A 12172-nucleotide genomic window follows, 5' to 3' on the forward strand; every position below is an offset into this window, starting at 1 on the left:
CCCGGTTCCGGTAACCTTGCGCCTTTCGCTTTGCAGGAATGCCTTACAGGATGAGCCACGACGCAGTCGCCCCCATCGCCGGCCAAGGAAAGATGCCGCGCCAGATTCCGTACATCATCGGCAATGAGGCCTGCGAACGGTTCAGTTTCTACGGGATGCGCAACATCCTGGTGCAGTTCCTGATCACCTCGCTGCTGCTGCAGGAAATCACTGCGGAAGGCCGTGCCGGTGAAGCCAAGGACATCATGCACAGCTTCATGATCGGCGTGTATTTCTTCCCGCTGCTCGGTGGCTGGCTGGCCGACAGGTTCTTCGGCAAGTACCACACGATCCTCTGGTTCAGCCTGGTCTACTGCGCCGGCCACCTGTGCCTGGCGCTGTTCGAGAACAGCCGCGAGGGCTTCTTCCTCGGCCTGGGCCTGATCGCGCTGGGTGCCGGTGGCATCAAGCCGCTGGTGGCCTCGTTCATGGGCGACCAGTTCGACCAGAGCAACAAGCACCTGGCCAAGATCGTCTTCGACGCCTTCTACTGGATCATCAACTTCGGTTCGCTGTTCGCCTCGCTGCTGATCCCGCTGGTACTGAAGAACTGGGGGCCGCAGTGGGCGTTCGGTATCCCGGGCATCCTGATGTTCATTGCTACCTTCGTGTTCTGGCTGGGCCGCAAGCGCTACGTGCTGGTGCCGCTGCCGCCGAAGGATCCGCATTCGTTCGCCAACGTGGTGCGTACCGCGCTGACCACGCGCGTGGCCGGCCAGGGCCGTCCGGGCCTGGTGATCGCCGTGCTCGGCCTGGCGCTGGCTGCAGCCTCGTTCGGCCTGGTCGGCTCGCTGGGCATCGTGATCTGCCTGTGCCTGGCGCTGGTGTCGATCCTGGCGGGCATCGGTGGTGGCACCTGGCTGCAGCTCGATCGCGCCCGCGGCCAGCATCCGGCCGAAGCCGTGGAAGGCGTGCGCTCGGTGCTGCGCGTGCTGGTGATCTTCGCGCTGACCACGCCGTTCTTCTCGCTGTTCGACCAGAAGGCCTCGACCTGGGTCCTGCAGGGCCAGCAGATGCAGATGCCGAGCTGGTTCACCGCCTCGCAGATGCAGGCACTGAATCCGCTGCTGGTGATGATCCTGATTCCGTTCAACAACCTGGTGCTGTACCCGGCCCTGCGCCGCTTCGGCTTCGAGCCGACCGCGCTGCGCCGCATGACCGCCGGCATCGCCTTCAGCGGCCTGGCCTGGATCGTGGTCGGCGGCATCCAGGTGGTGATGGACGGCGGCAACGCCATGTCGATCTTCTGGCAGATGCTGCCGTATGCGCTGCTGACCTTCGGTGAGGTGCTGGTCTCGGCCACCGGCCTGGAGTTCGCCTACAGCCAGGCGCCGCAGGCGATGAAGGGCGTGGTGATGAGCTTCTGGAACCTGACCACCACCATCGGCAACCTGTGGGTGCTGCTGTCGAACGCTGCCGTGCGCAACGATGCCGTGACCCACAGGATCGCCAGTACGGGCCTGAGCGAAGCGGCGTTCCTGATGTTCTTCTTCGCCGGTTTCGCCTTCGTCGCGGCGTTGGCCTTCGGTTGGTACGCGAAACGCTATCGTATGGTCGACAACTACCGTAGCGCCTGAGCCTGACATGACCCCCGTCAATCTGCTGTTGATCGCCATCACCGCCATCCTGTCGTGGATGGCGTTCAACAACCGCAAGCTGGCCGACCGCCTGATCCTGTGGCCGCCGGCCGTCGACCGCCATCGCCAGTACGACCGGCTGGTGACCTATGGCTTCATCCACGCCGACTGGTCGCACCTGATCTTCAACATGATCACCCTGTTCTTCTTCGGGGGATTCATCGAGAGCGTGATGGTGCAGTTGACCGGCAGCTACCTGACCTACCCGGCGTTCTACATCGGCGCGCTGCTGGTCTCGATCCTGCCCAGCTACCTGAAGAACCAGAAGAATCCGAACTACCTCAGCCTCGGGGCATCCGGTGCGGTGTCGGCGGTGCTGTTCGCCTTCATCCTGATCAAGCCGTGGTCGATCATCCTGGTGTTCTTCATCCCGGCACCGGCGATCATCTATGCCGCGTTCTACGTCGGCTACAGCATCTGGATGGACAAGCGCGGCGGCGATCGCATCAACCACAGCGCGCACCTGGCAGGTGCGGCGTTCGGCGTGATCTTCATGCTGGCCATGCAGCCGAGCATCTTCAACCACTTCCTGCGCGAACTCTCCAACCCGACCTTCCGCCTGGGCGGCTGAAGCGTGCCGGGGTCGGATCCTGCGGATCCGACCCCGGCGTATCCGGTTTCAGGCCTGGGTCGTGTGGCCGTAGGTATCCAGCAGGCGGGCGAATACTTCCTCGCCGATGCGCTGGAAATCCTGATCCTCGGTCTGCCCTTCCACCGCCAGTTGCAGCAGGCCCTCCAGCAGGGCGCGGTCGGTATCGGAATGGGAATCGCTGGCGTGCATGGGAGCCTCCACGGTGGTGCGCATGATCAATGGTCGCAAGGGTCGTGCCAGCCTGGCCGTACCCCGCCATAGGCGATAGCGGCCGGCGCCCCTCCAGCTTGAGGGCGAAAACTGACGTGAATGGACTGGACTTGCCCCTGTTCAGGCTTCACGCGATCATGGCGCCCGGCTGCGCACCATCCACGCAGTCGCCGCAGGAGACAGTTCCATGGCTTCGGTCACGCCCCCCGGTCTGGCCTACGAGGTCGAACACGATCTGGCCAACCACCGCTTCACCGCCCGTGTGCGAGGACAGCTGGCGGTGCTGGACTACCAGATCAAGCGCAAGCGCATGGTCATCACCCACACCGAGGTGCCCGAGCCGATCGCCGGCCGTGGCATCGCCGGTGAGCTGACCCGCGTGGCACTGCGTTTCGCCCGCGAGCAGAAGTACAAGGTGGTGCCGGCATGTTCCTACGCCGAGGCTTTCCTGCAGCGGCACGAGGAGTACCACGACCTGCTCGTTGGCTGAGTGCCAGCGGGCCACGCTTCAGCCATGGCAGGCGATGATGTACAAACATGAACAGGGGATCCCGATGAAGATTGGAAACAACCGGCCACTGCACGGCAGCGTGCTGGCCGGCGTGGTGGGCGTGCTGTTGCTGGCCGGTTGCCAGCGTGAAAGCGAGCCGGCGCCGGTAACCGACGCGGCGCCCGCCGCCGAAGCCACCGCCGCCGGCGAGACGCCGGCCACGGAAGCGCCGCTGGACCTGCGCGACGTGATCGAAAACAACGAGCGCGAAGTGGTGGGAATCAGCTACCCGGCCGGTATCGACCGCTACCCCGGCCTGGCGCGCGCGCTGCAGAGCTACGCGACGAGTGCACGCAGTGACCTGCAGCAGGCGCTGGACGGGCTGGGCAATGACAAGCCGACCATGCCCTACGAGCTGTCGCTGAGCTTCGAGAAGCTGCTGGAAACCCCGCAGCTGGTGGTGGTCAGTGCCGATGGCAGCCGCTACACCGGTGGCGCCCATGGCGAACCGCTGGTGGCGCGCTTCGTATGGCTGCCGCAGCAGCAGCAGATGCTCAGTGCCGACAAGCTGGTGACCGATGCCAAGGGCTGGAAGGCAATCAGCGATTTCGTCTCCGACCAGCTGCGCGAACGCGTGGCCACGCGGCTCAGCGGCGAGGACATGGACCCGGCCCAACTGCAGGAATCGCTGCGCAACGCATCGCGCATGATCGCCGACGGTACTGGCCCGCAGGCCGACAATTTCAGCCAGTTCCAGCCACTGACCGACGACAAGGGGCAGATCACCGCGCTGCGGTTTGTTTTCCCTCCGTACCAGGTGGGTCCATACTCGGACGGCACCCAGACCGCCGATGTACCGGCGGCGGTGCTGTTGCCGCACGTGGCCAAGGACTACGTGGAGCTGTTCGCACGCGGTTGACCGCAGTCGAGGAGGTGGCGTGGATACAGGGTTGCAGGAGCGGGTCGCCGGCCTGCTCCACGAAGCCGGGGTCCGCATCGGCGGTACCCAGCCACAGGACATCCAGGTGCATGACCCGCGCTTTTTCGCGCGGGTCATGGGCCACGGCTCGCTCGGCCTGGGCGAGAGCTACATGGAAGGGTGGTGGGATGCGAACGTCCTGGATGAATTCCTCGTCCACCTGATGCAGGCGCACCTGGATGAACGGGTGCACGGCTGGCGCGAAGTGGCCGATGCGCTGAAGGCGCGCCTGTTCAACCTGCAGGCGGGGCAGGGCAGCTACGAGGTCGGGCGCCGTCATTACGACCTGGGCAACGATCTCTACCAGGCCATGCTCGGCCAGCGCCTGGTCTACAGCTGTGGCTATTGGCGCAACGCCGATGATCTCGACGCCGCACAGGAAGCCAAGCTCGACCTGGTCTGCCGCAAGCTGGGCCTGCGCCCGGGCCAGCGCGTGCTGGACATCGGCTGCGGTTGGGGCGAAGCACTGAAGTTCGCCGTTGAGCGCTACGGTGTCAGCGGCGTCGGCGTGACGATTTCGCAGGAGCAGGCCGAGTTCGCGCGGAACCTGTGCGCGGGCCTGCCGATCGAGATCCGACTGCAGGACTACCGCGAGCTGGACGAACCGTTCGATGCGATTTTCTCGATCGGCATGTTCGAGCACGTCGGGGACAAGAATTACGCAAGCTTCTTCGAGGTGGCCAAACGCTGCCTGTCACCGCGTGGCCTGCTGCTGTTGCACAGCATCGGCACCAACATCTCCCGGCATCGCACCGATCCGTGGATCGCGCGCTACATCTTCCCCAACTCGATGCTGCCGTCGGCGGTGCAGATCACCCGGGCGTTCGAAGGCCGTTTCGTACTGGAGGACTGGCACAACTTCGGCACCGACTACGACCTGACCCTGCAGGCCTGGCGGCGCAACGTAGAGGCGGCGTGGCCACGGCTGGATGCGCGCTACGACGAGCACTTCCGCCGCATGTGGCGCTTCTACCTGGCCGGGTCGATGGCCACCTTCCGCTGCCGGCACGCGCAGCTGTGGCAGCTGGTGCTATCGCCGGAAGGCGTGCCGGGTGGGTACGTGGCGCCACGGTAGTGTTGCGTCGGGAGAGAGGGATAGATCAGGCCTGATACGACACTCATTGACGTTGACTACGGGTATTGCACGGTCTGCTCTCCGTAAGGGTGCCGACGACGCTAAGCTGTTGGGTCGGCGGCATTACCGCATTCCTGAAGGCGTTGCAGCATGGGTTGGGACATCACCTACCATCCAGTCGCGGACTCGGAAATCCGTGGCCTCTATTTCCGTGCGCTGGAGGACGCGACGCTGGTTGAGCCGCTGCAGCAGCAATTCCGGATCGAGCCGTTCTACATGGAGCAGCTGCAGGAACGCATCGACGAGGCTCGCTCGATCAGCGCAGACGTGCCCTTCGAGAAGGGGCATGCTTTGTACCTGGCGATCGTGGCCGGTCACCTGCGCCGGTATCACTATCTTCGCGGGAGCGCCCTTTCGTTCTTCATCGACGATCCGGTGGTTGCCCGCTATTTCGCGGACTGGCGGCAACTGGTGCTGCCACAGTGGGCGGACGCCGCTGCAGGCAACCACCTGCGCGAAAACTACGGTGGTGGTGTGTTCATCACGCATGACCGGCTGAAGCAGATGCGCGCGGACTACGCCGCGGACAATGACCTGCGCGCGCGTCTGCACGAGCTGTTCTCTGATGGTCGACTGGCCGTGTTCTGGAGCGTTGTCGATGATGCCATCGGCAAGGGATGCGGATTGCTGGAAGCAAGCGAGGTGGTCGAGCCGAATCCGATGGACCTCAACGCATCGACCAGCATGAGCAATCTGCTCAACTGCGCCCCCGATGGCGCGTTGCTGTACGCAGAGGCCGTCGCGGCGCAGCTGGCGCAGTTCGTGCCGGAAACCCTGGATACGGATACGGATACGGATACGGCTCCGGCGGCAACCACGCAGAAACGATGGTGGGAACGATTGTTCCGGCGATGACCTCAACGAAAAAACCGCCCGGTCTCCCGGGCGGTTTTCGTTTCACGCTACCGCGCAGGCGATCAGTTGCCGGCGCCGGTCAGGCCACGCTTTTCCAGCAGCGGTTCGATCTGCGGCTCGTGGCCGGCGAAATCGCGGAACAGCTGCATCGCGTCGACGCTGCCGCCCTTGGACAGCAGGGTGGCACGGAAGTGGTCGCCGTTCTTGCGGCTCAGGCCGCCATTGTCCTTGAACCACTTCTGGGTGTTGGCATCGAGCACTTCCGACCAGATGTAGGCGTAGTAGCCGGCCGAATAGCCGCCCATGATGTGGCTGAAGTACGGGGTCTTGTAACGCGGCGGAACCGGCGCGTAGTAGATGCCGTCCTTTTCCAGCGCGGCGCGCTCGAAGGCCATCACGTCCTTGGCCGCCGGCACCTGGTCCGGGCCGATCTGGTGCCAGTTCTGGTCCAGCATCGCCGCGCCCAGGTATTCGGTGGTGGCGAAGCCCTGGTTGAACTTGGCCGCCGCCAGCACCTTGTCCAGCAGCGCCTGCGGCATCGCCGAACCGTTCTGGTAGTGCTTGGCGTAGTTCTTCAGGATGACCGGGTTGTCCGACCACATCTCGTTGACCTGGGAGGGGAACTCGACGAAGTCACGCGGCACCGAGGTGCCCGAGAAGTACGGGTACTTCACGTTGGAGAACATGCCGTGCAGGGCGTGGCCGAACTCGTGGAAGGTGGTGTTCACCTCGTCCCAGGTCAGCAGGGTCGGCTGGCCGGCCGGCGGCTTCGGAATGTTCAGGTGGTTGGCGACCACCGGCTTGAAGCCGGTCAGCTTGGACTGCGAGACGTAGGAGTTCATCCACGCACCACCGCGCTTGGAGGCGCGTGCATACGGGTCGAAGATGAAGATCGCCAGCTGGCTGCCGTCGGCGTCGAACACGTCGTAGACGGTGACGTCATCGTGGTAGACCGGCAGGTCGGTGCGCTGCTTGAAGGTCAGGCCGAATTCCTGGCCCGCGGCGTAGAACACGCCGTTCTCCAGCACGTTCTTCATTTCGAAGTACGGCTTCAGCTGCGACTCGTCGAAGTTGTACTTGGCCTGGCGCACCTTCTCGCTGTAGAAGGCCCAGTCCCACGGTTCCAGCTTGAACGTCGGCTTGCCGGCGGCCTTCTGTTCCTGGTCGATCATCGCCTGCAGGTCGGCAGCTTCACGCTTGGCGTTGGCCACCGCGGCCGGGGCCAGCTTGCCCAGCATTGCGTTGACCGCTTCGGGGGTCTTGGCGGTCTGGTTGGTCAGGTTGTAGGCGGCGAAGTTCGGGAAGCCCATCAGCTTGGCCTTGTCGGCACGCAGCTGCATGATGCGCGAGACCAGCGCGGTGTTGTCGAACTCACCGCCACGGCTGCCACGGCTGACCGACGCTTCGTAGATCTTCTGGCGCAGGGCGCGGTTGGCCAGGTTGGTCAGCGGCGGCTGGCCGGTGGTGTTGAGCAGGGTGATCACGTACTTGCCGTCCTGGCCGCGGGCTTTGGCGGCTTCGGCGGCGGCGGCGATCTGCTCCTTGGACAGGCCGTCCAGCGCCTTGACGTCGTCGACGGTGATTGCCGAAGCGTTCACTTCCGACTGCACGTTCTGGCTGAACTTGGTGCCGAGGTTGGCCAGCTCGGCGTTCATCTCCTTCAGCTTGGCCTTGTCGGCCTCGGACAGCTTGGCGCCTGCGCGCACGTAGTTGTCGTAGTACTTCTCGACCAGGCGCACGCCTTCGGCGTCCAGGCCCAGCTGGCTGCGGGTGTCATACAGCGCCTGGATGCGGGCGAACAGCTTGCCGTTCAGCGCGATCGCATCGCTGTGCGCGGCGAATTTCGCCGAGTAGTCGGCCTGCAGCTTCTTGCGGGTGTCGTTGGTATCGGCGCCGACCAGGCTGAAGAACACGGTGGTCGCGCGGTCGAGGATGTCACCGCTCTTTTCCAGGGCGATGATGGTGTTGTCGAAGGTCGGCTTGGCCTTGTTGTTGGCGATAGCCTCCACTTCCTTCAGCTGCTGCGCCATGCCGGCGTCGAAGGCCGGGGCGAAGTCGCTGTCCTTGATCCTGTCGAACTGCGGATAATGCAGGGGCAGCGGGCTTTCGGCGAAGAACGGATTGGCCTGCTGGGCATGGGTGCTGGCAGACGGGGTGACGGCGCTGGCCGAGAAGGCGGGCAGGGCAAGGCCAAGGGACATGGCCACGGCAAGGGCAAGGCGGGTGGTCAAGGCAGGGACTCCGGTAAGGCAAACAAGGGCCCGAGGGTAACCCGGCCGGCGGCGCCCGCACTTGTGTCAAAAGGCATGTTGCCGGCTCCGGGCGCGGGTACCATGCATTCACCGCCCACGGCCCGCCCTCATGACCAGCGCTTACGATTTCAGTTTCCGTGACCTCGACGGCCAGCCGCATGCGTTGGCCCGTTATCAGGGCCACCCGTTGCTGCTGGTGAACGTTGCCAGCCGCTGTGGGTTCACCCCGCAGTACACCGGGCTGGAACAGCTGTGGCAGGACTACCGCGAACGCGGCCTGGTGGTGATCGGCTTCCCGTGCAACCAGTTCGGCGCGCAGGAGCCGGGGGACGCGGCGCAGATCCGCCAGTTCTGTTCGCTGGACTATCCGGTCAGCTTTCCGCTGTCGGAGAAGATCGAGGTCAACGGCGAGGGCGCTGATCCGTTGTGGGCCTGGATGACGCACGAAAAGCGTGGCCTGCTCGGCAGTGCCCGCATCAAGTGGAATTTCAGCAAGTTCCTGGTCGATCGCCAGGGGCAGGTGGTGTCGCGGCATGCGCCCACCACCCGGCCGGAGCAGTTGCGCAGCGCGATCGAAGCGCTGCTGTGAGGTAGTGCCGGCCGCTGGCCGGCAACCCCGTGGTGCCAGGAAGAGCCGGCCAGCGGCCGGCACTACCGGTACAGCATCATTTCTCGACGAACGCGCGCTCGAACACGTAGTGGCCCGGTTGGCCGATGCGCGGCGAAACCTGGAAACCCCGGGCATCGAGCACGGTGCGAAGGTCGGCCAGCATCTGCGGGCTGCCGCAGATCATCGCGCGGTCGTTTTCCGGGCTCAGTTCCGGCAGGCCGAGGGTGCGCTGCATCTCGCCGCTCTCCATCAGCTGGGTCAGGCGGCCCTGGTTGGCGAACGGCTCGCGGGTGACGGCCGGGTAGTACAGCAGCTTGTCGCCGATCATCTCGCCGAGGAACTCGTGCTCACGCAGTTCCCTCTCGAAGTAATCGCGGTAGGCCAGGTCCCTTTCGTAGCGCACGCCGTGGCACAGGATCACCTTCTCGAAGCGCTCGTAGGTTTCCGGGTCCTTGATGACCGACAGCCACGGCGCCAGGCCGGTGCCGGTGCCCAGCAGGTACAGGTTCCTGCCGGGATGCAGGTCGCTGATCAGCAGGGTGCCGGTGGGCTTCTTGCCGACCAGTACCTTGTCGCCCGGCTTGATGTGCTGCAGGCGCGAGGTCAGCGGGCCGTCCTGCACCTTGATGCTGAAGAACTCCAGCTGTTCTTCCCAGTTGGCACTGGCAATGGAATAGGCGCGCAGCAGCGGTCGCGCCTCGGTTTCCAGGCCGATCATCACGAACTGGCCGTTCTCGAAGCGGAAGCCGCTGTCGCGGGTGGTGGTGAAGCTGAAGTAGGCATCGGTCCAGTGACGGACCTCAAGCACCGTTTCGGCGCCGAAAGCGGAGGACATGGGCGTATCTATCGAAAGTCGTCGGGGGTAATTCTATCTCAAATGAGACAAGTTCTCATTGGGCGGAACGAGAGGCGTTCTCAGCGGTAACCCGCCGCCTGCAGCTCGAACAGCTCGGCATAGCGGCCGCCCTGCGCCATCAGCTGCGCATGGGTGCCGCTGGCCTCGATCCGGCCATCGGCCAGCACCAGGATGCGGTCGGCCATGCGTACCGAGGAAAAGCGGTGGGAAATCAGTACTGCGGTGCGATTATCCGCCAGTTCCCTGAACCGCTGGAACACCTCGAACTCACTGCGGGCATCCAGCGCTGCCGTTGGCTCATCCAGGATCATCACCTGCGCATTGCGCATCCATGCGCGGGCAATGGCGATCTTCTGCCACTGGCCACCGGACAGGTCCACGCCCTGCTTGAAGCGGCGGCCGATCTGCTGGTCGTAGCCGCCGGGCAGGTCGTCGATGACTTCCTCGGCCATGCCGCGTCGCGCCGCATCAGCGATGCGTGCCTGGTCGTCCATCGCCTCGACCTGGCCGACGCCGATGTTTTCGCCGGCGCTGAGGTTGTAGCGCACGAAGTCCTGGAAGATCACCCCGAGGTTGGCGCGCAGGTCATCCAGGTCGTAATCGCGCAGGTCGCGGCCATCGAGCAGGATGCGGCCTTCGTCCGGTTCGTACAGCCGCGCCAGCAGCTTCACCAGGGTGGTCTTGCCGGCGCCGTTCTCGCCGACCAAGGCCAGCACTTCGCCGGCGTGCAGCTGGAAATCCAGGTGACGCACCGCCCACTGTTCGGCATCGGGGTAGCGGAAGCCGACGTTCTCGAATACGAAGCCCTGGCGGATCGGTTGCGGCACGCGCACGGCCCCATCGCGCGAGTGGATTTCCGGCTGGATCTGGAAGAACGAGAACAGGTCATCCAGGTACAGCGCCTGGCTGGCCACCTGCGAGAAGCCGATCAGCAGGCCTTCCAGCAGCTGGCGCAGGCGCAGGAAGCTGCCGGCGAGGAAGGTCAGGTCGCCGATCGAGAAGTCCCCACGCACCGTGCGCCATGCGATGTAGGCGTAGGCGGTGTAATACCCCAGCGTGCCCAGCGCAGCCAGCAGCGTGCCCCAGAACGCGCGGCGCCGTGCCAGGGCGCGGTTGGCCTGGAACAATGCCACCGACAGGCGCCGGTAGCGCTCCACCAGGAAGCGGTGCAGGTTGTAGATCTTCACTTCCTTGGCCGTTTCCACGCTGGCGCCCAGCTGGCGCAGGTAGTCGAGCTGGCGGCGCTCGGGCGTCCACTGGAAGTTGAGGCTGTAGCCGGCCGCGTTGAAGTGCGATTCGCCGATGAAGGCCGGCACCAGTGCCAGCGCCAGCAGCAGGATCAGCCACGGCGCGTAGACCAGCAGGCCGACGGCGAGGCTGGCCACGGTGATCGCGTCCTGCACCTGGCCGAACAGCTGGCTCATCAGGTTCATCCTGCCCATGGTCTGGCGGCGCGCACGGTCCAGCTTGTCCTGCAGGTCCGGGTCTTCGAAATCCTCCAGGTCCAGCGTCGCGGCGTGTTCCATCAGACGGATGCTGGTGGCGTTGGCGAACAGTTCGGAAAGCAGAACGTCGGCATAGCTGACCAGCCGGCCGAGCAGGTCTGAGGCGATGGCCAGGCCGAATTCCAGTGCCAGCAGGCCCAGCAGTGGATTGAGCAGGCCGCTGGACAGCGCCTCGCCCAGCGGCGGGAAGCCGGCATCGTGCTGGCTCAGGTGCAGGGCGCTGTCGATGATCAGCTTGCCGACGTAGAGCATCGCCACCGGCAGCAGCGCACGGATCAGGCGCAGCCCCAGGCTGGCCAGGGTCAGCGCCGGACTGGTCTTCCAGATCATGCGCAGGAAGGGGGGCAGATTGCGCATCGCCCTGAAGCGCTGGCGCAGGCTGGGTTTCTTCGCGGCGGCAGTAGGCATGCCGCCATTGTGCGCGCGCACGGCGTGCAGATGGGGTCAGATGGGGTCAGATCCCTTTGCAGCGCAAAGGGCTCTGACCCCGCCACCGCGCCTCGGAGTCAGAGCCCTTCGCCATGCGAAGGGATCCGACCCCGCTCTCCGTTACGGCAGCGGTGGCAGCAGTCCCGCACCCAGCCGGTTCCAGGCATTGATCACCGCAATGCCCATGCTCAGGTCGCTGATGCCCTTCGCATCGAAGTGCGGTTCCAGTGCATCGAACGCCGCTTGCGACGGCGCTCCGTCGGTCAAGCGGGTCAGCGCCTCGGCCCAGCCCAGTGCTGCGCGTTCGCGCGCATCGAAGAAGCGGCTTTCGTGCCAGGCGGGCAGGGTGTCCAGCTTGCGCGGCTCGATGCCACCCTTGCGCAGCGCGGTGCCGTGCATGTCCATGCAGTAGCCGCAGCCGTTGAGCTGCGACACGCGCAGGAACACCAGTTCCATCAGGGTCGGGTCGATCGAGCTGTCATGCACCGCCTGGCTGGTGGCCAGCAGGCCCTTGAAGGCCTCGGCGGCCAGGCGGGTGTAGGGGACGCGGGGGAAGGTGTGATCGGACATCGTGGGCTCCACG

Annotated in this window: 12 protein-coding genes; 7 read left to right on the forward strand and 5 right to left on the reverse strand. The window is 65.0% G+C overall.

The annotated features are described in order from the left end of the window. Positions 1-50: 50 nt before the first annotated feature. Both AC5P74_RS05015 and AC5P74_RS05020 read left to right on the forward strand, forming a co-directional pair. Positions 51-1616: a POT-type proton-dependent oligopeptide transporter gene (locus AC5P74_RS05015; protein WP_005417593.1), complete on the forward strand. Its 1566-nt coding sequence runs from the start codon at positions 51-53 to the stop codon at positions 1614-1616. Positions 1617-1623: 7 nt separating this feature from the next. Continuing rightward, positions 1624-2247 (forward strand): rhomboid family intramembrane serine protease, encoded by a 624-nt coding sequence (locus tag AC5P74_RS05020; RefSeq protein WP_005417591.1) that lies wholly within the window; start codon positions 1624-1626, stop codon positions 2245-2247. Positions 2248-2295: 48 nt separating this feature from the next. Here AC5P74_RS05020 and AC5P74_RS05025 read toward each other — a convergent pair whose 3' ends face one another. After that, on the reverse strand, positions 2296-2457 hold the full coding sequence (locus tag AC5P74_RS05025) for a hypothetical protein (RefSeq protein WP_162911592.1): 162 nt from the start codon (positions 2455-2457) through the stop codon (positions 2296-2298). Positions 2458-2665: 208 nt separating this feature from the next. On the opposite strand from AC5P74_RS05025, the gene AC5P74_RS05030 reads away from it, so the two are divergent. From AC5P74_RS05030 to AC5P74_RS05045, 4 genes are all read left to right on the forward strand, one after another. Continuing rightward, a complete protein-coding gene (locus tag AC5P74_RS05030; protein ID WP_005417588.1) occupies positions 2666-2968 on the forward strand; it encodes a GNAT family N-acetyltransferase in 303 nt (100 codons plus the stop codon). Positions 2969-3005: 37 nt separating this feature from the next. Further along, positions 3006-3887 carry a DUF3298 and DUF4163 domain-containing protein gene (locus tag AC5P74_RS05035; protein WP_005417582.1) on the forward strand — a complete coding sequence of 294 codons (882 nt, stop codon included), beginning with the start codon at positions 3006-3008 and terminating at the stop codon, positions 3885-3887. A gap of 19 nt (positions 3888-3906) precedes the next feature. After that, complete coding sequence (cfa, locus tag AC5P74_RS05040) at positions 3907-5022, forward strand: cyclopropane fatty acyl phospholipid synthase (protein WP_171957289.1); 1116 nt, start codon at positions 3907-3909, stop codon at positions 5020-5022. A gap of 150 nt (positions 5023-5172) precedes the next feature. Continuing rightward, on the forward strand, positions 5173-5937 hold the full coding sequence (locus AC5P74_RS05045; RefSeq protein WP_495204839.1) for a hypothetical protein: 765 nt from the start codon (positions 5173-5175) through the stop codon (positions 5935-5937). A gap of 62 nt (positions 5938-5999) precedes the next feature. Here AC5P74_RS05045 and AC5P74_RS05050 read toward each other — a convergent pair whose 3' ends face one another. Continuing rightward, positions 6000-8168: a M3 family metallopeptidase gene (locus tag AC5P74_RS05050; RefSeq protein WP_171957291.1), complete on the reverse strand. Its 2169-nt coding sequence runs from the start codon at positions 8166-8168 to the stop codon at positions 6000-6002. 130 nt (positions 8169-8298) lie between these two features. On the opposite strand from AC5P74_RS05050, the gene AC5P74_RS05055 reads away from it, so the two are divergent. Further along, positions 8299-8778, forward strand: coding sequence for a glutathione peroxidase (locus AC5P74_RS05055; protein WP_346607543.1), 480 nt, complete (start codon positions 8299-8301; stop codon positions 8776-8778). Between the two features lie 76 nt (positions 8779-8854). On the opposite strand, the gene AC5P74_RS05060 is transcribed toward AC5P74_RS05055, so the two are convergent. The 3 genes from AC5P74_RS05060 to AC5P74_RS05070 form a co-directional block, all read right to left on the reverse strand. Beyond that, on the reverse strand, positions 8855-9634 hold the full coding sequence (locus tag AC5P74_RS05060; protein ID WP_346607542.1) for a ferredoxin--NADP reductase: 780 nt from the start codon (positions 9632-9634) through the stop codon (positions 8855-8857). An 80-nt stretch (positions 9635-9714) separates the two neighbouring features. Further along, the gene (locus tag AC5P74_RS05065; protein WP_346607541.1) at positions 9715-11568 is read right to left on the reverse strand and encodes an ABC transporter ATP-binding protein; all 1854 of its coding nucleotides are present in this window, start codon (positions 11566-11568) and stop codon (positions 9715-9717) included. A gap of 141 nt (positions 11569-11709) precedes the next feature. Beyond that, entirely contained in the window at positions 11710-12159 is a 450-nt protein-coding gene (locus AC5P74_RS05070) for a carboxymuconolactone decarboxylase family protein (protein WP_053497828.1), read from the reverse strand. Between the last annotated feature and the right edge of the window lie 13 nt (positions 12160-12172).

Source organism: Stenotrophomonas sp. YJH_SMC_94-11 (assembly GCF_059370435.1).

Excerpts from the sequence above, each read along its gene's own strand:
- AC5P74_RS05015 (WP_005417593.1), top strand. The coding sequence starts at position 51 with ATGAGCCACGACGCAGTCGCCCCCATCGCCGGCCAAGGAAAGATGCCG.
- AC5P74_RS05060 (WP_346607542.1), bottom strand. The coding sequence starts at position 9,634 with ATGTCCTCCGCTTTCGGCGCCGAAACGGTGCTTGAGGTCCGTCACTGG.
- AC5P74_RS05020 (WP_005417591.1), top strand. The coding sequence starts at position 1,624 with ATGACCCCCGTCAATCTGCTGTTGATCGCCATCACCGCCATCCTGTCG.
- AC5P74_RS05030 (WP_005417588.1), top strand. The coding sequence starts at position 2,666 with ATGGCTTCGGTCACGCCCCCCGGTCTGGCCTACGAGGTCGAACACGAT.
- AC5P74_RS05070 (WP_053497828.1), bottom strand. The coding sequence starts at position 12,159 with ATGTCCGATCACACCTTCCCCCGCGTCCCCTACACCCGCCTGGCCGCC.
- AC5P74_RS05065 (WP_346607541.1), bottom strand. The coding sequence starts at position 11,568 with ATGCCTACTGCCGCCGCGAAGAAACCCAGCCTGCGCCAGCGCTTCAGG.
- AC5P74_RS05025 (WP_162911592.1), bottom strand. The coding sequence starts at position 2,457 with ATGCACGCCAGCGATTCCCATTCCGATACCGACCGCGCCCTGCTGGAG.
- AC5P74_RS05045 (WP_495204839.1), top strand. The coding sequence starts at position 5,173 with ATGGGTTGGGACATCACCTACCATCCAGTCGCGGACTCGGAAATCCGT.
- AC5P74_RS05035 (WP_005417582.1), top strand. The coding sequence starts at position 3,006 with ATGTACAAACATGAACAGGGGATCCCGATGAAGATTGGAAACAACCGG.
- AC5P74_RS05055 (WP_346607543.1), top strand. The coding sequence starts at position 8,299 with ATGACCAGCGCTTACGATTTCAGTTTCCGTGACCTCGACGGCCAGCCG.